Raw genomic sequence first — 25,693 nt, 5'->3', positions numbered from 1 at the left:
GTTACACCTCAAGCGCTTCTGTAAGCGTAAATTTCTTCGTATAAAGCGCTTTTCCTACAATCGCGCCCCCGATGTTGCTTCCTCTAGCTTTTAATTCTTCCAGGTCATCAAGTGAACTGATACCACCGGATGCGATCACTTCTTTTCCAGTTTCCCGGCCAAGCTCTGCGATTGCGTTTGTGTTCGGGCCTGACAGCATGCCGTCCTTTGAAATATCGGTGAAGATAAACACTTCGGCTCCATGTTCAGCAAGCTCCTTGCCGAGGTCCACCGCTTTCACCTTTGAAGTCTTCAACCAGCCTTCCACCGCTACATACCCGTCTCTCGCATCAATGCCGACAGCAATCTTTTCACCGTACTTTGCAAGCATTTTTTTCACAAAGTCAGGGTTCGAGATCGCACTGCTCCCAAGAATAATCCGGTCAACACCCTGTTTAAGATAAAACTCCGCGTCCTCTTCGGTTCGGATGCCGCCTCCGATTTGCACTTTTACAGGAAGCTCTTTTGCAACACGGAGCACTTCCGTATCGTTCACACGCTTCCCTTCTTTCGCCCCGTCCAGATCAACCATATGGATCCACTCGGCACCCTGCTCATAGAATGCTTTTGCCATATCAAAAGGAGAATCGCCATAAACCGTTTCCTGATTATAATCTCCCTGCAAAAGCCTCACGCACTTGCCGCCCCTCATATCGATTGCCGGATATATGTTAAAACTCATAGAAGATCATTTCCTTTCTATCAATTCCGCATAGTTGCTTAAAATTCCAAGCCCCTCTGCACTGCTTTTTTCCGGATGAAACTGTGTACCAAAAACATTGCCTTTTCCGACGACTGCCGGCACCTCACCATAATAATCAGCCGATGCAATCACAACATCTGGACTAGAAGTATGGACAACATAAGAGTGCACGAAATAGACGTGCTCTTCTTCAAGATCTGTCAGAAGCGGCGACTCCGGATGGTGGAACCGAAGTTTATTCCAGCCCATATGAGGAACCTTATACTTTGTTCCGTCTTCAGTCACTCCCTCAAATCGAAGAACTCTTCCCGGCAACAGGCCAAGCCCTTTTGATACACCGTTTTCTTCACTTTCTTCAAATAAAAGCTGCATGCCAAGGCAAATACCGAGCAATGGTGTTCCCTTTTCAACTTCTGATAAAATAAAATCCTTTAGGCCTGTTTTTTCTAAAATCGAAGCCGCATCCCGGAACGAGCCAACACCGGGAAGGATCAGCCCGCTCGCTTTCTTTAGTTCTTCCGGATCCTCTGATAAAAAATAGTCAAAACCCAATCGTTCAAGGGCTTTACTGACGCTGTACAGGTTCCCCATCCCATAATCAATAATGCCGATCATCGCTTACAGCATCCCCTTTGTCGACGGAATGCCTTTTACGCGGGGATCGATGCTTGTTGCTTCATCGAGCGCCCTTGCCATCGCTTTAAAAACAGCTTCAATAATATGGTGGGTATTATGGCCGTAATGCACGATCACATGAAGATTCATCCTTGCTTCGATCGCTAATTTCCATAAAAACTCATGGACTAGCTCTGTATCAAATGTTCCTACTCTTGACGCCGGAATTTCTCCGCGAAGCTCCAGGTGCGGACGGTTGCTCAGATCCACTACTACTTGAGCAAGCGCATCATCCATCGGTACGAACGCATTGCCGTAACGGCGGATCCCTTTCTTGTCGCCAAGCGCTTCTTTCAATGCCTGTCCAAGCACGATCCCGATGTCTTCTGTTGTATGGTGGTCATCGACTTCCGTATCTCCGTTCGCGGTGATGGAAAGATCGAACTTTCCATGCTTTGTGAATAAATCCAGCATGTGTGTCAGAAAAGGAACCCCTGTTTCAAGACTTGCATTCCCTTCGCCATCTACTGCAAAAGAAAGGCTGATCTGGGTCTCTGATGTATTACGTTCAATAGTTGCTTCTCTTCTTTCAATCATTTTCTTTGTCCTCCAATCGTGCTTCGACTGCTCTGGCATGAGCCTCTAACCCTTCTAACCTTGCAAGCGCAGCAATCTTTCGGCCGTTTTGTTCAATCGCCGTTTTACTGTAAGAAATGACGCTTGATTTCTTTATAAAATCATCTACCGATAACGGGCTTGAAAACCTTGCTGTTCCATTTGTCGGCAGCACATGGTTCGGTCCTGCGAAATAATCGCCAACAGGCTCTGAGCTGTTCGGCCCCAGGAAGATAGCTCCGGCGTGCTTAATTTTTCCAAGCAAAGCCATCGGGTCTTCGACCATGATTTCAAGGTGTTCAGGTGCCAGCTGGTTCACTGCCTGTACTGCCTCTTCCATTGAGCCAGCTACATACACGGCACCGAAATTTTCGATCGAGGCACCAGCAATGTCCTTTCTCGGCAATTGCTCTAACTGCCTGTCCACTTCTTCGCTAACCTTTTCTGCTAGTGCCTGTGAAGTCGTGACAAGAACTGCACTTGCCAGTTCATCGTGCTCCGCCTGGGACAGCAAATCTGCTGCAATATAAGCAGGATTTGCATTTCCATCCGCAAGCACCACGATTTCACTCGGACCGGCAATCATATCGATATCTACAAGGCCGAATACTTCTCTCTTGGCAAGTGCCACATAGATATTTCCCGGACCTACAATTTTATCAACAGCCTGAATGCTCTCGGTGCCGTAAGCAAGGGCACCGACTGCCTGCGCACCGCCAACTTTATATATTTCATCAACGCCCACTTCATTAGCTGCCACAAGTACGCCAGGAGGCAGAGTCCCATCCTTGCTCGGAGGAGAAACCATCACGATCCTTTCCACGCCTGCAACCTTAGCCGGAAGCACGTTCATCAAGACAGAGGAAGGATAGGCTGCCTTTCCGCCGGGCACATATACACCTACTGAATCAAGAGGGGTAACTTTTTGCCCGAGCATCGTTCCATCATCTGAAGTAGAAAACCAAGACTGTCGTGTCTGGCGCTCGTGGAAAGCTTTTATATTAACAGCTGCTTCCTTTATATAGCTGATGATTTCTTCATCAAGCTGTTTGTAGGCATGTTCAATTTCTTCTTTAGTTACCTTTAAGGATGCAAGCTTCACTCGGTCAAACTTTTCGGTCAAACTCACCAGTGCATCGTCGCCTTCTTTTTTTACCTGAGAAAGGATGTCGAGTACACTATTCAGCTGCTGCTCATTTCCTTCTTCAATGTTTCGCCGCAAAGACACCCTGTCATTCAGCTGAATTATTTTCATCGTTACTTTCTCCTTCCACAACCTCCGAGAGCCGCTCGACCATATCATCGATCACCTTATCTTTCAGGCGATAGCTTGCCGGATTTACGATAAAACGAGACGTGATCCCTATTATATGCTCAAGCTCAACAAGGCCGTTTTCTTTTAACGTGCGTCCAGTCGAAACGATATCGACGATTCGGTCGGCCAACCCGATCAATGGAGCAAGCTCAATGGAACCGTTCAGTTTTATAATCTCCACCTGTTCTCCCTGCTCACGGAAATATTTTGAGGCAACATTTGGATATTTCGTAGCCACTTTCGGGGCGACATCCTGTATCGTTTGTTCCGGCAGGCCAGCTACAGCGAGATAACAGCCGCTTATTTTAAGATCAAGGACCTCATACACGTCCCGCTCTTCTTCAAGCATAACATCCTTTCCCGCGATTCCCACATCAGCGACGCCGTGTTCCACGTATGTCGGCACGTCCATCGGTTTCGCAAGTATAAAGCGGAGCCGTTCGTTTTCTATATTTAAAATCAGCTTTCTAGAATCATCAAACTCTGGCGGCAAATCGTAGCCGGCTTTTCGAAGCAGGTCGACTGCTTCATGAAAAATTCTTCCTTTTGGCATCGCAACGGTTAACCATTCCTTCATGATTTGCCTCCTCTGCCGTTTTTACCGATACAATAAATGACGTCTGCAAACTGCTCGGACATCGCATCAACATCCTGGACGCCGTTAAGATCCTGAAGCACGACCATTTTGCCTTCTTCCCTTTTTTCACGGGCAAGCTCGATCGCTTCCTGCCTGCGTTCAGGGCTGAAAATGATTCCAGTTATAGCAGCTGAAGGCTCTTCCCTCTGATCTATCGCTTCCACCAGGCGGTCCAGGCGAATTCCAAACCCTGTGGCCTGTGCCGGCCGGTCAAACTTTGCCAGAAGCTCGTCATACCGCCCGCCGTTGCTGATCGGCACTCCAAGATTTTCGGCATAACTTTCAAATACGATTCCTGTGTAATAATTCATATGGCTAACGAGCGTTAAGTCGATTTTCAATGTGTCGGCTGCCCCGTAGCTTTCTAAAATCGCATAGAGGTTGGAAAGTTCATTTATGAAGCGCTCCCCTTCCGTACCAGGCAACAACTCGTAAGCCCGTTCGATGCTTTCTTTTCCGCCTCTCAACTTTAAAAGCTCCAGCAAACGGTGCTTATCAATAGAAGAAAGGGAGAGTTCTTTCACATGCTGGCGATAACCGACATAGTTTTTTTCGTATAAAAAGCGTCTCAGTTTGTTCGCCCGCTCTTCGTTTCCAAGAATCGAGACAAACACGGAATGAATAAAGCCGATATGCCCGATCGCAACCTGAAATTGCCCTACTCCCGCTTTTTTCAGCATTTCGATCATAAGCGCGATCACTTCTCCATCCGCGCTCGTCGTTCCGTCACCGATCAGTTCGATCCCGACCTGTTCAAACTCTGCCGGCCTTCCGCCTTCATGCTGCTGAGCTCTGAAAACATTCGCATCATAAGCAAGACGGAGCGGATACGGCTCCTGTTTCAAGCTTGATCCTGCCACTCTGGCAATCGGGGAAGTCATGTCTGGCCTTAGTACAAGCGTCTTGCCCTGCTGGTCCATCAACTTGAACAGCTGCTGATCAAGCGTCGCAGAAGCAGAGCCGACAGTATCATAATACTCAAGAGTTGGAGTAGCAATGAACTGGTATCCCCAGCTCTGTACGACCGCTTCCATTTTTCTCCGAATTTTTTTCTTCGTTTCATATAATAAAGGGAGCGTATCCCGCATACCCAATGGTTTTTCAAACACGAAAGGTCTGGTCATTTTTATCCGCCTCCAATACTTTAGTTCGCTAATGTGATAGCAAAATAAAGAACTTATTATGTAGTTTACACGTCTTTTAAAATACCGTCAACGACTAACTATTATCCTTTGCAATTCTCTGTCTTTATACTATTTTCCTTGAGTTTCATATGTTAATCAAACGTTTGTTTAAAAATAAAGTTTTCCCGCTAAAAAATGGCTTTTTTATACTGATTTGGAAACCTATAATAAGGGTAGTGTATCTTAAAAAAGCAGGCAATGTACTCAGGAAAGGTTGTGGAACATGACGAACAAAATCTTTTTTCTAATGGTTATCGCAGGGGTGCCGCTGTCTGTAATCGGCAGCTTGATGCACTGGTCACAAACACTAATGTTTATCATCTATTGCTTAACGATCGTATCGCTTGCCGCATACATGGGAAGGGCTACGGAAAGCCTTGCTGTAATTGCCGGGCCGAGAATCGGGGGACTGTTGAATGCTACATTCGGAAACGCCGTCGAGCTGATCATCTCTATTTTCGCACTAAAAGAAGGACTTATCGGAATTGTTCTCGCATCTCTTACAGGTTCTGTACTAGGAAACCTTCTGCTCGTTGCTGGACTATCCTTTTTTATAGGCGGAATAAAATACAAAAGGCAGCACTTTAATGTTCATGATGCCCGCCATAACTCGGGGCTGTTAATGTTTGCAGTGATAGTTGCGTTTGTTATTCCAGAAGTATTTTCAATGGAGATGACTGAGACAAAGTCATTCAACCTGAGTGTTGGAATTTCCATTATTTTGATAATACTCTACCTTGCTGCTTTGTTCTTTAAACTCGTCACTCACCGAGGGGTATACCAGCGTGGGGAAGAATCAACAGAAGAACATGAAGAGCCGGAATGGAGTAAAGGAAAATCTATTGGTATACTTGCTCTGGCAACAGTTGCAGTTGCGTATGTATCCGAGAGCCTTGTACATACGTTCGAAACCGTGGGTGAAACATTTGGCTGGAGTGAATTGTTTATCGGGATCATTATCGTAGCGATTGTTGGGAATGCCGCGGAGCATGCTTCTGCGGTTATTATGGCGTTTAAAGACAAAATGGACGTTGCGGTTGAAATCGCAGTTGGTTCTACCCTTCAAATCGCATTGTTCGTCGCACCATTGCTCGTTTTAATTTCGATTTTCTTTCCGGTTAACATGTCACTCATCTTCACACTACCAGAACTAATCGCAATGGGCTCAGCTGTTCTCCTTACAGTCGTCATTGCAAACGACGGCGAAACGAACTGGTTTGAAGGAATGACCCTCCTAGCTGCGTATGTGATCATGGGAATCGGATTTTATATGTTGTAAAAAAACATACACTAAACTGCCTGGCCTCCCAGGCAGTTTTTCATTTATATCTGCAATCTGGTAAAATGATTTTTGGATAAAAAAACTGTAAGCAATTTTTGGGAGTTATTTTAAGCCTTTTAAAAATTAAGACCACAGAGCGAAGCGACCAGACTCATTGGGGAATAGCTGCGTCATGCTCGCATGTAAGAAGCTATGTCCCCAATGAGGCGCCCCCGGAGAGCAATAATGTGCCTATTCCCACATCAACATAGTCGCTTTCCACCGCTCAATAACGTAGACTAATAAACGAGGTGAGTCTAATTGATCAATCGAAAAACAAAACGTGAAATCGAACTAATGAATGAAGCGGGGACAATTCTCGCTAACTGCCATAAAGAAATCGCTAAAATGATAAAGCCAGGTATCACGACGATAGAAATCAACGAATTCGTTGAAGCATACCTCAAAAAACATGACGCAACCCCCGAGCAAAAAGGATTCCATGGCTATGAATATGCAACATGCGCTTCCATTAACGACGAAATTTGCCACGGCTTCCCGAGAAACACCCCTCTTAAAGAAGGGGATATTGTTACGGTCGACATGGTCGTGAACTACCGCGGAGGACTTGCGGATTCTGCATGGTCATACCGTGTCGGAAATGTATCTGAAGAAGCAGACAGACTTTTAAAACTAACCAAAGAAGCGCTTTATATCGGCATCGAGCAATGCGTAGAAGGAAACAGGATAGGCGATATCGGCCACGCGATTCAAACCTTTGCTGAAGGCCACGGCCTTTCTGTAGTTAGAGACTTCTCAGGACATGGCATCGGCCCAACACTGCATGAACAGCCGATGATCCCTCACTATGGAACATCCGGAACTGGTCCACGGTTAAAAGAAGGTATGGTTATTACGGTAGAACCGATGCTGAACCTCGGCCTCTATCACAGCATCATGGGTGATAACGGCTGGACAGCCAGGACAGTAGACGGAGAGCTTTCTGCCCAGTATGAGCATACGATCGCTATCACGAGTGAAGGTCCGCTGATTTTGACAGAGCAGGATGAATAACTGGCCGGATATGTGATACAAAAAAGAAACGGAAACAATTCTCGAACAACGGACATTTGTCTGTTGTTCTTTTTTGTGTTCAATGCTTTTCCCATTTTCAAATTATCCCCCCGTGAACATTATGAACAAAATACCCAGAATGGAATAAATAGAGCTTATTTACGTTTTCTTAAAATTCGCTAAATTGTCATTTATAGTGGAGATATCGTTTGAAAGCGATTACAAAAAGTAGGAGGAGATCTAACATTGTTCAACAAAAGAAGTTTACTGTTTTCATTAGTTCTGGTCATTGCTCTGGTTCTAAGCGCGTGTGGAAGCAATCAATCTTCAGGTAACAGCGGAAACAACGGCAACGATGGTCAGGCAACAGATGACTGGAAGCCTGAAAAGCCAATTGAAGTGATCGCCCCAGCAGGAGCGGGCGGCGGTTGGGATACGACAGCACGTACAGTTTCTAAGGTTATGGAACAAACAAATATTATTGATAAGCGACTGGCGGTAGTTAACAAGCCAGGTGGCGGTGGAGCAGTAGGCTGGGCTTACGTTGATAAAAAAGGCGGAAACCATACCCTTTTCGTAACATCGCCGCCAATCCTTTTCGTTCCGTTAAATGGACAGTCTGATTTAGGGCACAATGATTTCACCCCGATTGCAGGTGTTATCGCTGACTATGCAGCATTCGTAGTTTCTGCTGATTCGCCTTACAACAATATGAACGATCTTATTGAAGCATTGAAAGAAGACCCGCAATCTATTTCGGTTGTTGGTGACTCTGCACCCGGAAGCATGGACCATATGCAGTTTGTAAAAGCCGTTAAAGCCGGGGGCGTCGATGTAAAACGATTAAAATACGTTTCTGCACAGGATGGAAGCGGCATGAGTATGCTTCTAGGCGGAAAAGTTGATGTCTATTCTACAGGTCTTGCAGAAGCAACTGAACAAGCAAGAGCTGGAAAAGTTAAAGTACTGGCGATCACCGCTCCAGAACCGCTCGAAGGCGAAACAGTATCTGAGTTTAAAACCTTAAAAGAACAGGGAATCGATGATCAATTTGTTGTCTGGCGCGGTTTCATGGGACCAAAAGACATGGACCCGGAAGCGGTTGCTTACTATGAAAACGCGATCAAAGAGATGATGGAGACAGATGAATGGAAAGAACAACGAGATAATTTTGGCTGGAATGATAACTATATGTCCAGTGAGGAATTCAAGAAGTTTTTAGATGAAGAATATAAAACAATGGAAGAATTGATGAATGAAGTTGGTTTAAAAAAATAAGCAAGTCAATAACGGAAGGTTGGCTTCAGGCTGGCCTTCCCCTCTTTTAAAGGCAGGTGTTACCAAATGTTAAAAAGTATTGATCGGAAAGTATCGATTGTACTGTTTGTTTTTGCCATCATCTATTTAATTGCCAGCTACCGATTGCCTGCTTTTTCATATTCAATCGTTGATGCTGATGCACTTCCGAAAGGGCTTGGTGTTTTATTAGCGATATTATCGGTCCTGTTGTTTTTTCAAAGTCCTCATGAAAAACCGGCTTTTAAACTAAAAAAAGAAGAAGTGGCCATTCTGCTTTCTGTTTTCGGATTAATCCTGGGCTATATTTTATTGTTTGAATTTCTAGGGTTCTTACTAACAACGATTATTTTTTTAATCGTCACTTCTCGCATTCTCGGTTATACAAACTGGAAATCGATTATTTCCGTCTCATTAGGATTTACAGTAGTACTTTATTTTTCTTTTAACTACTTACTTCAAATCTATCTTCCACAGGAATACTGCCATTCTAGAAAGGAGGGCTTAGCTTGGAAACACTAAATAACATGCTCTATGGGTTTCAAGTCGTGTTAACATTCCAAAACATATTATTCGTATTTATCGGCGTCCTTGCCGGAACACTTATCGGAATGCTCCCGGGATTGGGACCAATCTCCGCAATTGCCATCATGATTCCACTCAGCTACGGTATGGACCCTGCTTCGGCTCTAATTTTGATGGCAGGCGTTTATTACGGTGCAGTTTTTGGAGGATCGACTTCTTCTATACTGTTAAATGCCCCCGGGATATCAGGGACTGTTGCGACTTCCTTCGATGGATATCCATTAGCTAAACAGGGTAAAGCCGGCAAAGCACTTGCAATCGCAGCGATTTGTTCCTTTGCAGGCGGAACGATTAGTGTTGTTGCTTTAATGCTTGTGGCTCCAATTATGGCTGACTTTGCCGTCTCATTTGGCCCGACCGAGTATTTTGCTCTCATGCTTCTTGGATTAACGGCCATTGCAAGTTTATCGGAAGGCTCCACTACGAAAGCCCTTATTTCAGCAACGTTCGGATTAATTATAGCGACAATCGGAATCGATCAGCAGACTGGTACACAACGGTTCACATTCGGAAATCCAAACTTGCTGGAAGGAATCGATTTCTTGATTATCGCACTCGGTCTTTTTGCATTAGCTGAAGTCTGCTCACTTATTTTAACTCGTAAAAAGAAAATGTTCGAAGGAGATCAGAGCGTCGGAAGCCTTAAGATTACCAGAAGTGAAGCAAAAGAAATCTCTGGTCCGATTGCACGGCATTCTGTACTCGGTTTTATTCTTGGCGTTTTACCTGGTGCAGGTGCAACGATCGCTTCCTTTATGTCTTACTTGTCCGAAAAGAAAATCTCGAAAGATCCTTCTTCATTTGGAAAGGGAAACATCAAAGGGCTTGCAGCACCGGAAACTTCTAATAACGCTGCAACAAGCGGTGCTTTTGTTCCGTTGTTGACGTTGGGAATACCAGGATCCGGTACAACAGCAGTATTGTTAGGAGCTCTGCTTGTCGTAGGTGTTCAACCAGGACCATTGATGCTGACAGATCACCCCGATGTTTTCTGGGGAGTCATCGCAAGTATGTACCTTGGTAACGTCTTTCTATTAATTTTAAATTTGCCTTTGATCCCGTTTATCGCCAAGATTCTTTATATTCCAAAGGCATTGCTAATTTCTCTTGTTATCGTTTTCTGTATGATAGGCGTATACGGTGTTAGTTTCAGTACGTTTGACCTCTATCTATTGCTTGGCTTTGGCGTACTTGGATATTTAATGAGAATGTTTTCTTTCCCAGCCGCTCCGCTTATTTTAGCGTTTATTTTAGGCGGTATGATGGAGCAATCATTCAGGCAGGCTTTAACTATTTCTAACGGAAACTATGGAGTATTTTCTGAAAGTCCTGTAACCGTATCATTGCTTGTTATTTCTCTATTTTCACTCACCTTTCCAATATTAAAAGGGAAGCTTTCGAAAAAAGGCAATCTGAACAACAATAATGATTTATCTGCATAGAGAAAAATTGTCATTAAACAGGCCGGCGTTACTTTTCTATTAAACTGAAAAGTAACGCCGTTCAGGTCTTCCTACGGTTCCGTAAGAAAGGTCAGCTTTAGCCTTGTTAGATGAAACTAGATATTCCAGATATCTTCTTGCAGTCGTTCTGCTAGCCCCTATCTTTATTCCAAGTTCTTCAGCAGTGACACCCCTGTTATAATGCTTCCCCATAAAATCAGTAATTTTTGACAATGTCAATGGATCGATCCTTTTGGCACGTTCTGTTCGAAGGATAGATGCTCTTTATCTCTTTTTCTTAAAAACAACTGATCAACCTCTTCCTGTTCAAGGGTTTTCTGGCTTTCTAACTTCATTCGGTGTTTTTTAAAGTTTTCAATCGTTTTCTGAAAGCGAGCAAATATTACCGGCTTAATAATATAATCGATCGCTCCGCCTCTTAGAGCTTCCTGAATCGAGTCTACCTCTTTAGCAGCAGTTATCATAATGACATCGGTTGATTTATTTCGCTGTCGAATATGCCATAGCAATTCGATCCCTTCCCCGTCCGGAAAATAAACGTCGAGCAAAACAAGGTCCGGATTTAAAATTTCCAACAGTTCTTTACCTTCTTCAATACTTGTAGCAACACCGGTCACCGTACAGCCTGCTATTTTCTCTGTAAATCTGCGGTTGATCTCGGCTATTCGCACATCGTCCTCAATGATTAATACTTCGATTACTTTCATTACTCACCCTCCCCTTTTTAGGAATAACGACTGTAAACGCAGCACCGCCAAACCTGCTTTCAGAAACAGTAACATATCCCCCTAAATCTTCTACAGAGCGTTGAACAAGATGAAGGCCGATCCCTCTATCATGACCTTTCTTCCTGCTAAACCCTCTTTCGAAAATCCTGCTTACATCCTGATCCTGGATACCTGTTCCTGAATCTTCCACCTCAAATATTAAGTCATTACCGATATCTGTCATAAAAAGATGAACTTGCTTCTCATCGCTATTCAGTACTGCTTCCATAGCATTATCTAATAAATTTCCAAGGATTATCACGAGTTTTTCCCTATTGATTTGTTCAGGGAAATCCTTCAAACTACTTTCTTCATCTATGGTTAACTCAATATGAAGCTCGTGTGCCCGATTGAATTTTCCCAATAGTAAAGCTGATACTCTAGAGTCGGGTACAACATCAACAAGAAGCTGAATAATCTCTTGATACCCAATCGCTTCTTTTTGTATCAAATCGATCGCTTCTTGATAGTTGCCAAGTTGTATTAAACCTAGAATCGTATATAACTTGTTCGAATACTCATGTGTTTGAGACCGAAGTACATTCGCATAACTCTGAACCTGGGACAGTTCCCGGGAAAGCTTTTCGATATCTGTCTTTTTTCTAAAACTGGATACAACACCGGTAACTGTTTCATTTTGAATAAGCGGAATACGGTTGACAATAACATCATCATTATTTATTTGCATTTCACGATCATGTTGGGATTCACCGTTTTGCAGCACCTCCAGCATCTTTGTGTTTGGTAATACTGATAAAATCGTTTTGCCTATTAAGCTTTCATTTGTATTAAAATCAAGCATCTTATATGCCTCCTGATTGACCATCGTAATATTACCCTTGTGGTTAATAGCAATTATTCCTTCCCGAATAGATTCAAGAATGGCATTTTTCTCAAGGAACAAACTGCCGATTTCAGCGGGTTCAAGACCAAAGATAGATTTTTTAAACCCTCTCGCAATTAAAGTGGCGCCCAACAACCCAACCATCAAAGTCAGTAATATCAGTGTTAAAACCTTAAACTCATATTGATCAATCGTATGTTCAATATCATCTATTAAAAAACCAACTGAAACAATACCTATCACATTTCCATCTTCATCAAAAATCGGTGTTTTCCCTCTTAACGATGGACCAAGTGAACCAACCGCTTTTGAAACATATGACTCACCCTCCTCGAGCGCTCTGATGCTGTCTCCCCCAACCATAGCTCTTCCAATGCGTTCTGGAATCGGATGTGAATAGCGGATCCCTTCATTATTACCGACGACGATGAATTCCGCGTCTGTTTTCTGACGAATTTCCTCAACCAGGGGCTGGATGATCTTTGAAGGATCTTCTGTTTCAAAGGCTCTCTTTATTGCAGGCATTTTCGCAACTGTTTGTGATAGCGTTAATGCACGGTTCCCTATCTGGTCCTCCAGCGTTGTTTCTACCATTCTACTGAATAGCATCCCAAGCAGGATTAAGATCGCCAATAATAATCCAACTATCAACATTGACATTTTCGTTTGAAGCTTTCTATTTTTGAACCAGTTCATGTTAAAAGCACACTCTCCAATTAATGTTAAGTTTATTTTAACTTCCAAGTGAATGCGTTTTCAACTTGAATTATTTTACTAAACCAGTTTGATGCAATAATAATGCCAGGTCCTTTAACAGTTTAAAGAACCTGGCATTATGTTTATATACTCATAATTGTTTCCCTTGATGGAGCCTCTTCAGACTATTAATCTAGTACCTTGATTAGAGTTTCAACCGCTTCTTGTAAAGTATCTAAAGGCCATGACGGCAATTTGGGATTAGTAATCGCAAGTTCAAACGAAGCCGGAATATGGATAAAGCCAGAAGGTATACTTTTCCCACTCTTATTTATTTCATGCAACATAGAGTACATCACATTGTTACATAAGTAAGTCCCGGCTGTGTTTGAAATTTCTGCAGGTATCCCCTTTTCAAGAAGGGTATCGATCATTTTTCTAATTGGAAGTTTTGTAAAATATGCGTCGTTTCCGTCAGATATAATCGGTTGGTCTACCGGAGTGTTTCCGGTATTATCGCGTATTCCGTCATTTACATTGATTGCAATCCGTTCAGGAGTAATCTTATTTCTCCCTGCAGCAAGTCCAAGTGATATTACCGCATCCGGCTTTAACTCTTCGTAATAACTTAGCAGTTTTTCAGCAGATTGTTCATAAGCCACCGGAAGAACCTTTCCATGGATACGGTAGTTGCCGATTTCTTTGCCATCTAGTAGGTTTACAATATGTTCAGTCGGATTTAGTTTATGATCCAAAAAAGGCTCAAAACCTGTCAGCAATAATGTTTTCATTGTTGTCCCCTTTCCAGATAATCCTCGAACCAGCCTGCGATCTGGTTCAATCGTTCCACTCTTAGTGTCGGTGCACCAGTCCGAGAAAGATTATGATCGGATTCAGGGAATCGGACGAATCGGGTCACTTTGTTTTGGTGTTTAAGTGCAATAAACAATTGTTCTGCCTGTTCTACCGGGCATCTGTAGTCCTTTTCTCCGTGTAAGATTAAGAGCGGTGTTTCAATTTGATCGACGTACTTAAGCGGAGAGTGTTCCCAGAGCTTTTCAGGATCATCGGTTAAATGACTGCCGATTTCCCAGTTTGCAAAGAAATAACCGATATCGCTCACTCCGTAAAAACTTTGCCAGTTAGAAATCGATCTCTGGGTAACAGCTGCTTTAAACCTATTTGTTTTCCCGACAATCCAGTTTGTCATAAAACCACCGTAACTCCCGCCTGTAACAAATAACTTTTCCTCGTCAATGATGCCATAGTTCGCTAAAACAAAGTCCACACCTGCCATTAAGTCCTCGTAGTCTCCCCCGCCGTAGTCTCCACGGCAGGCATCGACAAACTGTTGCCCGTACCCAAGGCTGCCTCGCGGATTGGTATAAAGCACGACAAATCCTTTGGAAGCCAACAGTTGAAACTCGTGAACAAATGAGTTTCCATACATCATGTGCGGTCCGCCATGGATTTCCAACACGAGCGGGTATCTTTTTGCCGGATCAAACCCGGCAGGCTTCATTAACCAGCCCTGAATCTCATAGCCATCATTTGTTATATAGTGAAACTCTTCTGGACTCGATGTTTCTGTTTCTTGTAAAAATACCTGGTTGCTGTGTGTTAATCGCTGCTCTTCAGATGTTTTGAAGGAAACAGAGTACAAGTCTCCAATGTTGGTAGGATCACTTATACCGATTATCGCTTCGTCTAGTAAGGGTAGATAATTAAAGGCATACACATGCCTTTTTCCTCCGACTGTTTTCGAAACTCCGCCGGCAAGGCTGGCATAGTAAATATTTGTGTTCCCGTTCTCGCTTCCCTGAAAATAAACCCCGAGTCCATCCTTTTTCCATACTGCCCCAGGAGAAGGATTTGCCCAGTGCATATCTGAAATCAGAACATCTGTACATTCAAGGTCAACATCAGCTGTTAAACATCTGGTTTCCTTTGAATCAAGAGCAGTAACCCAGACTCTGTTTAACGTTGCTCCATCGTATTCAAGTAAGTGTCCGATATACGAAAGAGCATCTCCATCAGGTGACCAATTGGGTTTTGAGAAAACTCCTTCTTCATCGTTTACTCGGTATGCTTCTTCTCCAATTGGTTTTATGAATAGATCGGATAAAAAGTAACTTCCAGGTTCATCTTCTCGATCTCTGGCATAAGCAACCGCAGAACCATCCGGTGACCATGTAGGGTCTGAATGGTTATATGGACCTGATGTAAGCTGTTCCATTTGCTTTGTCTTTAAATCTATAAGAATAAGCTGATTTTTCTTGTTATCTAGAAAGCCTCTTCCGTCTGCTTTATATTGCAACTTATCAACGATCAACGGTTGAAGCTCAGCCTTCTTGTCATGTTCTTCTGTTGTTTCAAGTGTTTCCCCTTCCTCAAGCGGACTCACAAACAAAAGAGCTTTATTATCTGGACGCCACACAGGATTGCTTGCTCCGTTTTTCAGATTTGTTAACTGTGTAGCTTCACCACCGCCCGCAGAAATAATCCAGATCTGGTTCTTTCCACTTCGGTTAGAGACAAAAGCAAGTTTCTCACCAGTTGCAGCCCATCTTGGTGACTGATTCCTCGAGGCACCAAATGTCCACTGGTTGGACTCACCTGTCTTACGGTCATATACAAACAAATGAGACTCGTAATCCTTTTCATCATTAATGGTAGTTTTTATATAAGCAACCTTTTGGCCACATGGTGAAAGTTGAGGGTCGCCAACAAACTTCAAGTCATAAAGCGTTTCTGAATCAATTTTATTTTTCTGCTTCCAAATCTCAGATGTAACTGTCATGTACAAATCCCTTCCTTAATATTAGTTAAATTTTATAAAAAGAATGTTCCTGTTATGGAGAAGAGTGCCATGCCAGAACCTATACCTAAAAATACTAATTTTGCATTGGCGAAAACCGTTTGTTTCCATTTCTTTAAAGAAACGTCCTCTTTCATTTTGCGGTCGGTCCTTTCAAGCGAGCGGGATTTAGGAACAATCACCGAAGTGATTTGCCTAAAACCGTCAAAAAATAGATTAAGAAAACCGGTTTGCAGAATATAAAAGCAAGCACCGATCGTTAAACTGATTAAACCCCAGAAGAACGCATTATTAATCATGGTTAGTAGTTCTGTATTTAATACCTTTTGTCCCACTAACAAAAGCATGGATACAAACAAAGTGATAAACAAAAAGTTCCGCATGTTCACTCTTCCTTTCTTATGTAGAAGAAAGACCTATTCTATCGAATAGATCTTTCTCATTAACTATTAATTCGATACTTTCTTAGCCCAGCGCAAGTTAGGATAGCGGTTTACCGGATAAACAACTCCCTCATAATCGGTAGATGTTAAGTAGTTGTTAGTATAATAGTAAACTGGCATGAACGGAAGATCTTCCATCAATACATCTTCAGCTTCATGAAGAACCTTCATTCGTTCCGCTTCATCCTGGATGCCTTTTGATTTAGCCATCAGAGAATCGTATTTTTCGTTAACCCAGTTCGTACGGTTGTTCGGACTGTCTCCAAGATAGTAATCCAGGATTGGTGTCGGATCGACATAAATACCGATCCAGCCCATACGTGCCATTTGGAAGTTACCCTGGTCAGTTGTATCAAGGTATGTTTTCCATTCCTGGTTGTTAAGCGTCACTTCTACACCCAGGTTCTGCTTTAACATTTCTTGAACACCTTCAGCAATTTTCTTATGGTTCTCAGATGTGTTGTAGATCAGTTCTACTGCCGGAAGCTCGTCCCATCCTTCTTCTTGTTTGGCTTCTTCTAGTAGTTTCTTAGCCTCTTCTACATTCTCTTCAAAGTAAGCTTCCTTCTGTTCCCTAAAATCACCTTCAGGAGTTTCTACGCCGTAAGGAACAAACGCTTTTGCAGGCTTTTCACCAGATTGTGAAATATTTTCCGTAATAGACGCACGATCGATAGCCAGGTTAAACGCTCTTCTTACTTTAGGATTCGTGAAAGGCTCTTTGTCTACGTTAAACATATACATGTATGTGCCGAAATAAGGTGTGATTTTAAAATCTTCATTACCTTCTTCTTGAGGGATAACATCTACAGGCAGTGAAGTAATAAGATCAAGTTCACCGGACTTATACATTTGATAATACGTCGTTGCATCGTTTACCATTTTCCATGTGATCTTTTCCATCGAGATGTTTTCCTTATCCCAATAATTATCGTTTTTCTCTGCTACTAACTGGTTATCATGCTCCCAGCTGCTCAGCTTGTAGGCACCGTTACTTACTAGTGTATCTGCCTCAGCAACCCAGTTTTTATTTCCTTCAACTACGGATTTGTTTACAGGGTAATAGGACCAGAATGCAAGAAGCTTTTCAAAAAATCCAGTAGGTGAATTCAGTTCTACTTTAAGCGTCTTGTCATCCACTGCTGTAACACCTACATCATCTACAGAACCCTTACCTTTGTTATATTCCTCTGCTCCTTTTAAGTAATAAAGGTAAAAAGCAAACGAACTTCCTGTTTCTGGGTTCAAGATACGCTTCCAGGAATACTCAAAATCCTCTGCAGTGACCGGATCGCCATTTGACCATTTAGCATCACGTAGTGTGATTGTATAAACCTTCTTGTCATCTGAAAGTTCCATTTTCTCTGCAAGCCCAGGCACAACTTCTCCGTCTTTATTTTTTGTATAAAGGCCTTCAAAAACATGTTCAATGACCCAACCGGAAGTAGTATCTGTTGCTAAAGCCGGGTCAAGGGAAGGGGGTTCACTTGATGCATTAACAGTAATTTCCTGCGCTACCTCCCCATCTCCCGATGCATCTTCATCTCCGCTACAAGCAGATAGAAAAGGCACAATGACTAACACCATCATCAAACTCATCAATAAGCTTTTCTTCATGATCTTCCTCCTTAAAATTTTTATGAATTATATAAGTGACACGCAACCCAATGATTGTCCCTTGCTTCCCGCCATTCAGGAGTAACTTCGGCACATATTTCCATTGCATGCGGACATCGCGTACGGAAACGGCAGCCTGACGGCGGGGTAATTGGGCTTGGCGGATCTCCCTGTAAGACGATTCTTTCCCTTTTGCCTATCTCTTTTGGATTCGGAACTGGAATTGCCGATAAAAGAGCCTGTGTGTATGGATGGAGCGGTTCATCGAATAACGCATCGCTTTCAGCCATTTCCATCATGTTCCCAAGATACATCACACCGATACGGTCACTGATGTGCTTGACCATTCCCAGGTCATGGGCGATAAAGAGATATGTTAGCCCCTCATCTTTCTTAAGATCTTCCATTAGATTGACGATTTGTGCCTGAACAGAAACATCCAGAGCCGAAATCGGTTCATCCGCTACAATAAATTCGGGTTCAACAGCCAGTGCCCTGGCGATACCGATTCTTTGCCGCTGCCCTCCGCTGAATTCGTGAGGATAACGTTTCGCATGTTCCGGACGAAGTCCAACTTTTTCCAATAGCTGAAATACTCTTTCTTTTCTTTCCTTTCCTTTTAACAGACCGTGCGCATCGATTCCTTCAGCAATAATATCCATGACACGCATTCTAGGATTAAGAGATGCATGCGGATCCTGGAAGATCATTTGCATCGTCCTGTTAAATTCCCGGGCTTCTTTTCCCTTTAGCTTACCGGTGTCTTTTCCGTTAAAAACGATACTTCCGTCTGTAGCATTGTGCAGCCCTACAACCGTTCTTCCGAGTGTTGACTTCCCGCTTCCACTTTCTCCTACCAGGCCAAAGGTCTCCCCTTTGTTTATTGCAAAAGAAATATCATCGACAGCCTTCAGGTAGTCGTTTCCTCCAACATTAAAGTACTTTTTGACTTTTTTTACTTCTAAAAGCGAATTCGACACTACTCATTCCTCCCTGCTGCAACCAGTCCTTCGACGATCGGAGCCCTCGGATCATTGAGCCAGCATTTTGCATGATGGCTTTCTGATATCTGTTTGGCATCCGGCATTTCCCCGATGCAGATTTCCATCGCGTATTCACAACGGGGCGCGAACGGACAGCCAGCAGGCGGCGCAAACAGGTCAGGAGGTGATCCCTCGATCGGTACCAGCCGTTCCTTTTCACCATTTGTGTATTTAGGGATTGAATTCAATAATCCCCATGTATATGGATGTTTTGGGTTATCAAAAATCTCCTCGACCGTTCCGCTTTCTATTACCTTTCCGGCATACATAACTGATACTCTTTGTGCAATCTCTGCTACAACACCTAAGTCGTGGGTAATGATCAGAATAGAAGTATTGAGACGTTGCTGTAAATCCTTTAATAAATCCAAAATTTGGGCTTGTATTGTTACATCTAAAGCGGTTGTAGGCTCATCCGCAATGATAAGCTGCGGTTCACATGAAAGAGCCATCGCTATTAAAACACGCTGTCTCATACCCCCACTCAATTCATGGGGATATTGACTGTACCTCTTCTCTGGATTTGGAATGCCAACAAGGCCCAGAAGTTCAATAGTTCTATTCTTTATTTGATATTTTGGTAAATCTGTATGTTTTTTGATTGTTTCAGCAATCTGGCTTCCGATTTTCATTGTCGGATTTAAAGAGGTCATCGGATCCTGTGAAATCAATCCGATCTTTGAGCCTTTAATTTTCTGCATTTTCTTTTTAGGCAAGCCCAGAATTTCTTCTCCTTGAAACGTTACGTTTCCGCCTTTTATCATGCTGACTTTCTTCGGGAGAAGTCCCATTATCGTCTGGGCTGTAACACTTTTGCCGCATCCGCTTTCCCCTACGATCGCCAGCACTTCGCCCTGATTAATGTGGAAATCCACGCCTCGAACAGCTTTTACTTCGCCGCCGTATGTTTTAAATGAGACTTCTAAATCTTTCACGTCTAGTAGACTAGTCATTTTATCCCTCCTTAGTCCCGTGACTGTGGATCAAGCGCATCCTGTAATCCGTCGCCAAATACGTTAAAGGCAAACATCGTTAGTGAGATAAGAAAGCCCGGGAAAAACAATCTCCACCATTGTCCTGTCAAAATTACGCCAAGTGCATCGTTAGCCATCGTACCCCAACTTGCAATCGGTGCCTGTACACCAAGACCGATGAAGCTCAAGAACGATTCAGCGAAAATTGCCTGTGGAATGGTAAAGGTCAGGTTTACAATGATAATTCCGATCATGTTTGGAAACAGATGCCGCCAGATTATCTTCCTGTGTGGAGTTCCAAGCTTTTGTGCTGCCGCCACATATTCCTGTTCTTTCAGTTGTAAAATCTGTCCCCTTACAATCCGGGCCATTCCTACCCATCCCGTGATGGAAAGTGCGAGGATGATCGTCCATAATCCGGGCTTCATAACAACAAGAAGCAAAATCACAACAAGAAGGTATGGAATTCCATATAAAATTTCGACAATTCTCATTAAGATGCTATCAACTCGGTCACCGAGCTTTCCTCTTCCTGCCATGTAACCTGAAACTCCTCCTACAAGAAGCCCCATGATCAGGTCAATCAGCGCTGCCGCGATTCCAATGGTTAAGGAAATCCTTGCCCCATACCATGTTCTTGCCCACATATCCCTTCCAAGAGAATCCGTTCCAAACCAATGTTCACTGCTCGGAGCAAGGTTCTTAGACGATAAACTCTGATCTGAATAGCTGTACGGGACCATATGGGGTCCGATAATAGCAAGTAATGTAATGACCACTAAGAGAATCAATCCCAAAATAGCTAACTTGTTTTTTAAAATCTTTATTACTGTCTCTTTCCACTGGCTTAAACTCGGACGAACTATTTCCTCCTGATTAAACCTGCTTCGATCAACGGGGCGAAATAAGACATCGTCACTTCTTGGTTGTTCAATCATTCCTAATCCCCCTTGCTCGATAGTTTAATTCTTGGATCGACAATACGATAAGAGATGTCGACCAGAAACAATGTAATGATTAAAATAGCACTGAAAAAGATCGTTGTTCCTAAAATAACCGGATAATCACGGTTGAAGATACTATCTACAAAATACTTCCCGATGCCTGGGATCGCGAATATCTTTTCAATAACAAAGGTACCTGTTAAGAGAAAAGCTGCAAGCGGACCGATAAAAGAGATGACCGGGATCAAAGCATTTCTGATTCCGTGCTTGATGACGATCCCAGTTGTACTAAGCCCCTTCGCATCTGCCGTTTTAATATAATTTTGATTCATGACTTCCAGCATGCTTGATCGCATAAAACGAGCGACAATTGCGAGTGGCGCGGTCGCAAGGGCGACTGATGGCAAAACAGTATGGAGCCATGTTCCCCATGAAGCAACCGGCAAGAGCCCCCAATCCACTGCAAAATATTTAATAAGCAATGGAGCGAGTATAAAACTCGGGATCGAAATACCGATGATGGCAAATGCCATCGCTGCATAATCAATAATCCCATTGCGGTTTAAAGCCGCGATGATCCCTAAAATAAGACCAAAAACGAGCGCAATAACAAGTGACTGAATCCCCAGTAAAGCAGAAGCGGGAAATCCATCGGCTATCAATGTGTTAACATCTCTCGTTTTTGATTGGATAGATGGTCCAAGATCAAGTGTAGCCAGGTTCTTAAGATACAGGGCATACTGCACAGGCATCGGCTCATCCAGATTAAATTTTGCCCTCATGTTCTCAAGAACTTCTTCAGGGAGAACATCTGCATCAGAAGCGAACGGGTCACCCGGGATCGAATGCATAATGATGAATGTCAATGTTGTGATGACCCATATAGTGACCAACATGGTGAACAGGCGTTTAATGATATACAATTTCTTCTCCCTCCTCAATAAAAGGATTAAGCATTCGCGTGACCAAGAACTCCGTTGGTTGCAGCCATTCCAATGATTACGACTCCCCACATATGCTTATAAGCTGTTACAACGTCATCACATGTAAAACGAATCGTTTTTGGCCCGATCATCTCTACAGATGGAATAGTGGTAGTCATCAACGCCTGCTGAGAGCCTTTAAACTCGATTTCAAAAGTGATCGGCCCATCTACCTTATAAGGGGTAAACTCTTTAATTCTTCTTACAGCTGCCTCTGCTTTTTCTACAATTTCCTTTCGTGCTTGTTTTGGAGAAATCAATTCTGCTGCAAAGCGATCGACACCATATTTTACAACTGCCGCTTCTACATCCGGTAATGTTTCTTTTACTTCATCAACATAAGCATCATCGCCAGAGATGAAAATTGCAGGAACATCAAACCCCCCGGCTACGATCGTATTCATTTCTGTTTCTCCGACTACTTTTCCGTTAATTTTCATTTCTCCAACCGCAATACCAGCAAGTGTGTGGCTTATCGTCGTTCTTTCAGAGCCTGCTTCTCTTCCGTGATGACCAACAAACATAATGGCATCGAACGTTTCATCCAGGCCCTGAAGCTGGCACATCACCCGGTTATTTCCTGAAACAAGACGGGCTCTTTCATCTAAGTCCTCGATAAAGATGTTTGACATATTTCCATGGCCATCTGCTACCACTACTTCTGTAGCTCCACCGTTGAAGGCTCCTTCGATCACCGCGTTTACTTCCTGCGTCATCAGCTTACGGAAACGCTGATATTCATCATTTTTCTTAAGCTGAACATTAGTAGCAACACCTGAAATCCCTTCGATATCCGCTGAAATAAAGATTTTCATAAAATGTTCTCTCCCTTAAAATATAAATTCACTTTCTTCATTAAAACTTTTCACAAAAGATACAAGCAGCTTTTTAACAGCTTCAAGATCGTTTAAATCAATAACTTCTACTGGTGAATGTGCATTTCTTGATGGAATAGACAACACCCCCGTTGGCGCTCCTTTATTTGCGAGCGTAACAGCTCCTGCATCTGTTCCAATGCCTGTGAAAATTTCGAATTGATAAGCTATGTCTTCTTTTTTTGCCAGCTCAACCAGCTTGTCCTTAATTGCCGGGTGAGCGATCAAGCTTGCATCCAAAATCTTAATACCTGCACCGCCTCCGATTTTCAAGCTGTTATCCATCACGTCTTCCGGTGTATCGCTAACTGCAGTGGTATCTAAAGCAACTGCAATATCAAACTCCAGATTAGCAAGCGCAACCTTCGCCCCTCGAAGACCTACCTCCTCTTGAACTGCAAAAAGTGCAATGATTTCCCCTGCAAAATTCTTACTCTGCAGTTCTTCTAACAGTCTTAGCAAGACAGCACAACCCGCTCGATCATCGAAACCTTTTCCAACGATTTTTCCGGTCTGTTCAGAGCCAAGATGCTCTACTGTAGTAGCCCATGTAACAGGATCACCGATTTCTATGCCCAGGTCAGCCACTTCTTCTGGACTGCCCGCTCCAACATCAATATAAAGCTGGCGATAATCTCTTATTTTGTCAGCAGTATCAAACTTTTTATAATGTGCCGAAATTGTTCCAATCACACCAAGTCGTTCGCCACTTTTACTTCGAACCGTCACTTTCTGCGCCAGCAATATTCGATCATCATGTCCGCCAAGCTTTTCGAATCGCAGCAACCCATTAGACTCAACTTTTTTTACAATAAAACCGACTTCATCCATGTGAGCCGTTAACAGAAGCTTTGGACCCGGTCGATTGCCTTTAAGAGATGCAACAACATTTCCGATCGCATCTACTGTAATTTCATCAGCAACTGAATCTGCTCTTTTTTTTATGTAAGACGTAACTGGTTGTTCATAACCAGATGGACCTGCCAATTGTGTTAATTCTTTAATCGTCTTAAACATCGGTTCCCTCCTCTTGTCGGAATCTTCAGATAATACTGCGTATAAAAAAGCCCGAAAGCTTTTTTATAAATACTGAAACGTGTTTTTAAAAACATCCATTTGAATAAGAACATTGGTAGACGTAATATGAGGAATTCGATGGATTGTTTTGACTGTTTCATTCAATTCATCATAATCCCTCACATTCACTTGAGCTAACAACTGGTAATCACCAGAGGTTGTCGTAATATATCGAACAACTGGTACTTGCTGTAACTGCTCTACTATTTGTTCGATTTCTTGCGGTACAACTTTTAATTGAATAATTGCCCCTACTTTTATTCCGAGGGTAATTGGGTTTACAACTCCTACAACCTCAATAATATTGTTTTCAATCATATTGTTATAGCGTGTTCGAACCGTTTTTTCAGTCACCTCTAAATGTGAAGCGATTTCTGCAAAGGACATTCGCCCATTTTTGGATAAAAACTTTATGATCTTCTTATCCAGTTCATCAATTACTTCTTTTGACACTGTTATAGACAAATAAAATTACTCCTTTCAGTACCTATATAAAAATTAAATACCTTATATAGACCTATTTTTTGATATTATATCCTATTTACATTATTATTTTTATGTTTTACTATTGAAAAAAGTAATTGTTAACATTATAAATATTCAGTTATTTTTTTTCAAGGGTTTTTTGTTAAAAAAATCAGAAAACATCGAAAGGAGTCAGAAAATTGTTACTTATTGAAAACGCAACCATCGTTGTAGGAACAGGAAAAATGATTCAGGAAGGGAAAGTTTTAATCGATGAAGGAAAAATAAAAAAGGTTGGACATTTTTCAGTAGAGAGAGAAGATTTAGAAGTGATCGATGCCTTCGGAAAGTTTGTCAGCCCTGGCTTGATCGACGTACATACCCACTTAGGTGTGCATGAAGAAGGGATTGGCAATGAAGGACACGACTTTAATGAAACGAGTGATCCGATTACTCCGGAAGTAAGAGCGTTAGATGGAATTAATCCTGAAGAAAAAGGATTCGAGGATGCTAGAAGAGCAGGTGTTACAACCGTACAGGTATTGCCTGGGAGTGCGAATGTCATCGGTGGTGAAATGGTAACATTAAAGACTTTCGGAAATATCGTCGATCGGATGGTCATTCGCCAGCCATCCGGCATGAAGGCAGCATTCGGTGAAAACCCAAAACGAATCCATGGTACTAAAGGAAGAGCCCCGATTACCAGGATGGGAGTTGCTGCATTATTCAGAAAAGAAATGCGAAAAGCACAGCAATATTTGGATAAAAAACAGCGGGGAATTACGGTTGAAGATGAGCTTGGACTTGAAAACTTGTGTAAAGTGCTCCGAAAAGAGATCCCAATCCGTGCCCATGCACACCGAGCTGATGATATCGTCACATTGCTCAGGCTTGCCGAAGAATTCGACATTGACATAACGATCGAGCATTGTACCGAAGGACATCGAATTCCCGAGTATATTGCAGAAAAGGGCTTCCATGCTTCAGTAGGACCGACAATGTCTACTAGAGCCAAAGTTGAGCTGTCCGATAAAGGATGGAATACTCCAAGAATACTTGCTGAAGCAGGTGTTCCAATATCGATTACAACAGATCACCCGGTTATCGGAATCGAAAACCTGCTTTCAAGTGCTGCAATGGCAGTCAAGCATGGACTGGATGAAAAAGAAGCCTGGAAATCAGTTACCCTTACAGCTGCACAACACCTTGGAGTGGAAGATCGAGTTGGTTCAATCGAAGAAGGAAAAGATGCCGATATCGTGATCTGGAGCGGTGATCCTTTCGATTTAAGGAACACTGTTGAAACGACGATAATCAACGGGCAGATAGTATACAATAAGAATGGAACATGTTAAACCGC

Annotated in this window: 26 protein-coding genes; 6 read left to right on the top strand and 20 right to left on the bottom strand. The window is 42.8% G+C overall.

Annotated elements, in window-relative coordinates; translation table 11 throughout:
* Position 1: 1 nt before the first annotated feature.
* From hisA to FCL54_RS05285, 6 genes are read right to left on the bottom strand one after another with little or no spacing between them, the layout of a single operon-like run.
* Positions 2-721 carry a 1-(5-phosphoribosyl)-5-[(5-phosphoribosylamino)methylideneamino]imidazole-4-carboxamide isomerase gene (gene hisA, locus FCL54_RS05310; protein WP_138123951.1) on the bottom strand — a complete coding sequence of 240 codons (720 nt, stop codon included), beginning with the start codon at positions 719-721 and terminating at the stop codon, positions 2-4.
* Positions 722-727: 6 nt separating this feature from the next.
* Positions 728-1,357 (bottom strand): imidazole glycerol phosphate synthase subunit HisH, encoded by a 630-nt coding sequence (gene hisH, locus FCL54_RS05305; protein WP_138123949.1) that lies wholly within the window; start codon positions 1,355-1,357, stop codon positions 728-730.
* A gap of 3 nt (positions 1,358-1,360) precedes the next feature.
* Positions 1,361-1,954, bottom strand: coding sequence for an imidazoleglycerol-phosphate dehydratase HisB (hisB, locus tag FCL54_RS05300; RefSeq protein ID WP_138123947.1), 594 nt, complete (start codon positions 1,952-1,954; stop codon positions 1,361-1,363).
* Complete coding sequence (gene hisD / locus FCL54_RS05295) at positions 1,947-3,227, bottom strand: histidinol dehydrogenase (RefSeq protein WP_138123945.1); 1,281 nt, start codon at positions 3,225-3,227, stop codon at positions 1,947-1,949. The genes hisB and hisD overlap by 8 nt, the downstream gene beginning before the upstream one ends.
* Positions 3,205-3,864, bottom strand: a complete 660-nt coding sequence (gene hisG, locus FCL54_RS05290; RefSeq protein ID WP_138123943.1) for an ATP phosphoribosyltransferase — start codon at positions 3,862-3,864, stop codon at positions 3,205-3,207. Before hisG ends, hisD begins: the two co-directional genes overlap by 23 nt.
* A complete protein-coding gene (locus FCL54_RS05285; protein WP_138123941.1) occupies positions 3,861-5,048 on the bottom strand; it encodes an ATP phosphoribosyltransferase regulatory subunit in 1,188 nt (395 codons plus the stop codon). The genes hisG and FCL54_RS05285 overlap by 4 nt, the downstream gene beginning before the upstream one ends.
* A gap of 283 nt (positions 5,049-5,331) precedes the next feature.
* Between FCL54_RS05285 and cax the strand changes: the two genes are divergently transcribed.
* From cax to FCL54_RS05260, 5 genes are all read left to right on the top strand, one after another.
* Positions 5,332-6,387: a calcium/proton exchanger gene (cax, locus tag FCL54_RS05280; protein WP_138123939.1), complete on the top strand. Its 1,056-nt coding sequence runs from the start codon at positions 5,332-5,334 to the stop codon at positions 6,385-6,387.
* Between the two features lie 303 nt (positions 6,388-6,690).
* Positions 6,691-7,443 carry a type I methionyl aminopeptidase gene (map, locus tag FCL54_RS05275; RefSeq protein WP_138123937.1) on the top strand — a complete coding sequence of 251 codons (753 nt, stop codon included), beginning with the start codon at positions 6,691-6,693 and terminating at the stop codon, positions 7,441-7,443.
* A gap of 246 nt (positions 7,444-7,689) precedes the next feature.
* Complete coding sequence (locus FCL54_RS05270) at positions 7,690-8,721, top strand: tripartite tricarboxylate transporter substrate binding protein (RefSeq protein ID WP_138123930.1); 1,032 nt, start codon at positions 7,690-7,692, stop codon at positions 8,719-8,721.
* Positions 8,722-8,787: 66 nt separating this feature from the next.
* Positions 8,788-9,261, top strand: coding sequence for a tripartite tricarboxylate transporter TctB family protein (locus FCL54_RS05265; RefSeq protein ID WP_138123928.1), 474 nt, complete (start codon positions 8,788-8,790; stop codon positions 9,259-9,261).
* Positions 9,262-9,266: 5 nt separating this feature from the next.
* Positions 9,267-10,766 (top strand): tripartite tricarboxylate transporter permease, encoded by a 1,500-nt coding sequence (locus FCL54_RS05260; protein ID WP_138124011.1) that lies wholly within the window; start codon positions 9,267-9,269, stop codon positions 10,764-10,766.
* A gap of 39 nt (positions 10,767-10,805) precedes the next feature.
* Here FCL54_RS05260 and FCL54_RS24745 read toward each other — a convergent pair whose 3' ends face one another.
* The 14 genes from FCL54_RS24745 to FCL54_RS05195 all read right to left on the bottom strand — a co-directional run bounded on the left by FCL54_RS24745 (position 10,806) and on the right by FCL54_RS05195 (position 24,333).
* Complete coding sequence (locus tag FCL54_RS24745; RefSeq protein WP_342773855.1) at positions 10,806-11,006, bottom strand: hypothetical protein; 201 nt, start codon at positions 11,004-11,006, stop codon at positions 10,806-10,808.
* Positions 11,003-11,494, bottom strand: coding sequence for a response regulator (locus FCL54_RS05255; RefSeq protein ID WP_342773854.1), 492 nt, complete (start codon positions 11,492-11,494; stop codon positions 11,003-11,005). The genes FCL54_RS24745 and FCL54_RS05255 overlap by 4 nt, the downstream gene beginning before the upstream one ends.
* Complete coding sequence (locus tag FCL54_RS05250) at positions 11,466-13,094, bottom strand: ATP-binding protein (protein WP_138123926.1); 1,629 nt, start codon at positions 13,092-13,094, stop codon at positions 11,466-11,468. The genes FCL54_RS05255 and FCL54_RS05250 overlap by 29 nt, the downstream gene beginning before the upstream one ends.
* A 188-nt stretch (positions 13,095-13,282) precedes the next feature.
* Entirely contained in the window at positions 13,283-13,885 is a 603-nt protein-coding gene (gene pcp, locus FCL54_RS05245) for a pyroglutamyl-peptidase I (protein ID WP_138123924.1), read from the bottom strand.
* A complete protein-coding gene (locus tag FCL54_RS05240) occupies positions 13,882-15,894 on the bottom strand; it encodes a S9 family peptidase (protein ID WP_138123922.1) in 2,013 nt (670 codons plus the stop codon). Before FCL54_RS05240 ends, pcp begins: the two co-directional genes overlap by 4 nt.
* Before the next feature lie 32 nt (positions 15,895-15,926).
* Positions 15,927-16,295, bottom strand: a complete 369-nt coding sequence (locus FCL54_RS05235) for a DUF3899 domain-containing protein (RefSeq protein WP_138123920.1) — start codon at positions 16,293-16,295, stop codon at positions 15,927-15,929.
* Between the two features lie 66 nt (positions 16,296-16,361).
* On the bottom strand, positions 16,362-17,972 hold the full coding sequence (locus tag FCL54_RS05230; RefSeq protein ID WP_138123918.1) for a peptide ABC transporter substrate-binding protein: 1,611 nt from the start codon (positions 17,970-17,972) through the stop codon (positions 16,362-16,364).
* A gap of 20 nt (positions 17,973-17,992) precedes the next feature.
* Positions 17,993-18,952, bottom strand: a complete 960-nt coding sequence (locus FCL54_RS05225) for an ABC transporter ATP-binding protein (RefSeq protein ID WP_138123916.1) — start codon at positions 18,950-18,952, stop codon at positions 17,993-17,995.
* Positions 18,952-19,968, bottom strand: coding sequence for an ABC transporter ATP-binding protein (locus tag FCL54_RS05220; protein ID WP_138123914.1), 1,017 nt, complete (start codon positions 19,966-19,968; stop codon positions 18,952-18,954). Before FCL54_RS05220 ends, FCL54_RS05225 begins: the two co-directional genes overlap by 1 nt.
* A gap of 11 nt (positions 19,969-19,979) precedes the next feature.
* On the bottom strand, positions 19,980-20,927 hold the full coding sequence (locus FCL54_RS05215; RefSeq protein ID WP_138123912.1) for an ABC transporter permease: 948 nt from the start codon (positions 20,925-20,927) through the stop codon (positions 19,980-19,982).
* Positions 20,928-20,929: 2 nt separating this feature from the next.
* The gene (locus FCL54_RS05210; RefSeq protein WP_138123910.1) at positions 20,930-21,856 is read right to left on the bottom strand and encodes an ABC transporter permease; all 927 of its coding nucleotides are present in this window, start codon (positions 21,854-21,856) and stop codon (positions 20,930-20,932) included.
* A 26-nt stretch (positions 21,857-21,882) separates the two neighbouring features.
* Entirely contained in the window at positions 21,883-22,731 is an 849-nt protein-coding gene (locus FCL54_RS05205; protein ID WP_138123908.1) for a M55 family metallopeptidase, read from the bottom strand.
* Positions 22,732-22,746: 15 nt separating this feature from the next.
* Positions 22,747-23,808 carry a M42 family metallopeptidase gene (locus FCL54_RS05200; RefSeq protein ID WP_138123906.1) on the bottom strand — a complete coding sequence of 354 codons (1,062 nt, stop codon included), beginning with the start codon at positions 23,806-23,808 and terminating at the stop codon, positions 22,747-22,749.
* A gap of 63 nt (positions 23,809-23,871) precedes the next feature.
* Positions 23,872-24,333 (bottom strand): Lrp/AsnC family transcriptional regulator, encoded by a 462-nt coding sequence (locus tag FCL54_RS05195; protein ID WP_246055143.1) that lies wholly within the window; start codon positions 24,331-24,333, stop codon positions 23,872-23,874.
* 200 nt (positions 24,334-24,533) lie between these two features.
* On the opposite strand from FCL54_RS05195, the gene FCL54_RS05190 reads away from it, so the two are divergent.
* Positions 24,534-25,688, top strand: coding sequence for an amidohydrolase (locus tag FCL54_RS05190; RefSeq protein WP_246055142.1), 1,155 nt, complete (start codon positions 24,534-24,536; stop codon positions 25,686-25,688).
* Positions 25,689-25,693: the final 5 nt, after the last annotated feature.

The organism is Exobacillus caeni (genome assembly GCF_005747095.1).
GTDB classification, from domain to species: Bacteria; Bacillota; Bacilli; order Bacillales; family Guptibacillaceae; genus Exobacillus; species Exobacillus caeni.
Note: the sequence above shows the minus strand (reverse complement) of the source record. Positions and strands in the feature narration are given on the sequence as shown.

Bases quoted from the DNA above. Each gene is read 5' to 3' on its own strand.
- hisA (WP_138123951.1), bottom strand. From the start codon at position 721: ATGAGTTTTAACATATATCCGGCAATCGATATGAGGGGCGGCAAGTGC.
- hisH (WP_138123949.1), bottom strand. From the start codon at position 1,357: ATGATCGGCATTATTGATTATGGGATGGGGAACCTGTACAGCGTCAGT.
- hisB (WP_138123947.1), bottom strand. From the start codon at position 1,954: ATGATTGAAAGAAGAGAAGCAACTATTGAACGTAATACATCAGAGACC.
- hisD (WP_138123945.1), bottom strand. From the start codon at position 3,227: ATGAAAATAATTCAGCTGAATGACAGGGTGTCTTTGCGGCGAAACATT.
- hisG (WP_138123943.1), bottom strand. From the start codon at position 3,864: ATGAAGGAATGGTTAACCGTTGCGATGCCAAAAGGAAGAATTTTTCAT.
- FCL54_RS05285 (WP_138123941.1), bottom strand. From the start codon at position 5,048: ATGACCAGACCTTTCGTGTTTGAAAAACCATTGGGTATGCGGGATACG.
- cax (WP_138123939.1), top strand. From the start codon at position 5,332: ATGACGAACAAAATCTTTTTTCTAATGGTTATCGCAGGGGTGCCGCTG.
- FCL54_RS05265 (WP_138123928.1), top strand. From the start codon at position 8,788: ATGTTAAAAAGTATTGATCGGAAAGTATCGATTGTACTGTTTGTTTTT.
- FCL54_RS05260 (WP_138124011.1), top strand. From the start codon at position 9,267: ATGCTCTATGGGTTTCAAGTCGTGTTAACATTCCAAAACATATTATTC.
- FCL54_RS05255 (WP_342773854.1), bottom strand. From the start codon at position 11,494: ATGAAAGTAATCGAAGTATTAATCATTGAGGACGATGTGCGAATAGCC.
- FCL54_RS05250 (WP_138123926.1), bottom strand. From the start codon at position 13,094: ATGAACTGGTTCAAAAATAGAAAGCTTCAAACGAAAATGTCAATGTTG.
- pcp (WP_138123924.1), bottom strand. From the start codon at position 13,885: ATGAAAACATTATTGCTGACAGGTTTTGAGCCTTTTTTGGATCATAAA.
- FCL54_RS05240 (WP_138123922.1), bottom strand. From the start codon at position 15,894: ATGACAGTTACATCTGAGATTTGGAAGCAGAAAAATAAAATTGATTCA.
- FCL54_RS05235 (WP_138123920.1), bottom strand. From the start codon at position 16,295: ATGCGGAACTTTTTGTTTATCACTTTGTTTGTATCCATGCTTTTGTTA.
- FCL54_RS05230 (WP_138123918.1), bottom strand. From the start codon at position 17,972: ATGAAGAAAAGCTTATTGATGAGTTTGATGATGGTGTTAGTCATTGTG.
- FCL54_RS05220 (WP_138123914.1), bottom strand. From the start codon at position 19,968: ATGACTAGTCTACTAGACGTGAAAGATTTAGAAGTCTCATTTAAAACA.
- FCL54_RS05215 (WP_138123912.1), bottom strand. From the start codon at position 20,927: ATGATTGAACAACCAAGAAGTGACGATGTCTTATTTCGCCCCGTTGAT.
- FCL54_RS05205 (WP_138123908.1), bottom strand. From the start codon at position 22,731: ATGAAAATCTTTATTTCAGCGGATATCGAAGGGATTTCAGGTGTTGCT.
- FCL54_RS05200 (WP_138123906.1), bottom strand. From the start codon at position 23,808: ATGTTTAAGACGATTAAAGAATTAACACAATTGGCAGGTCCATCTGGT.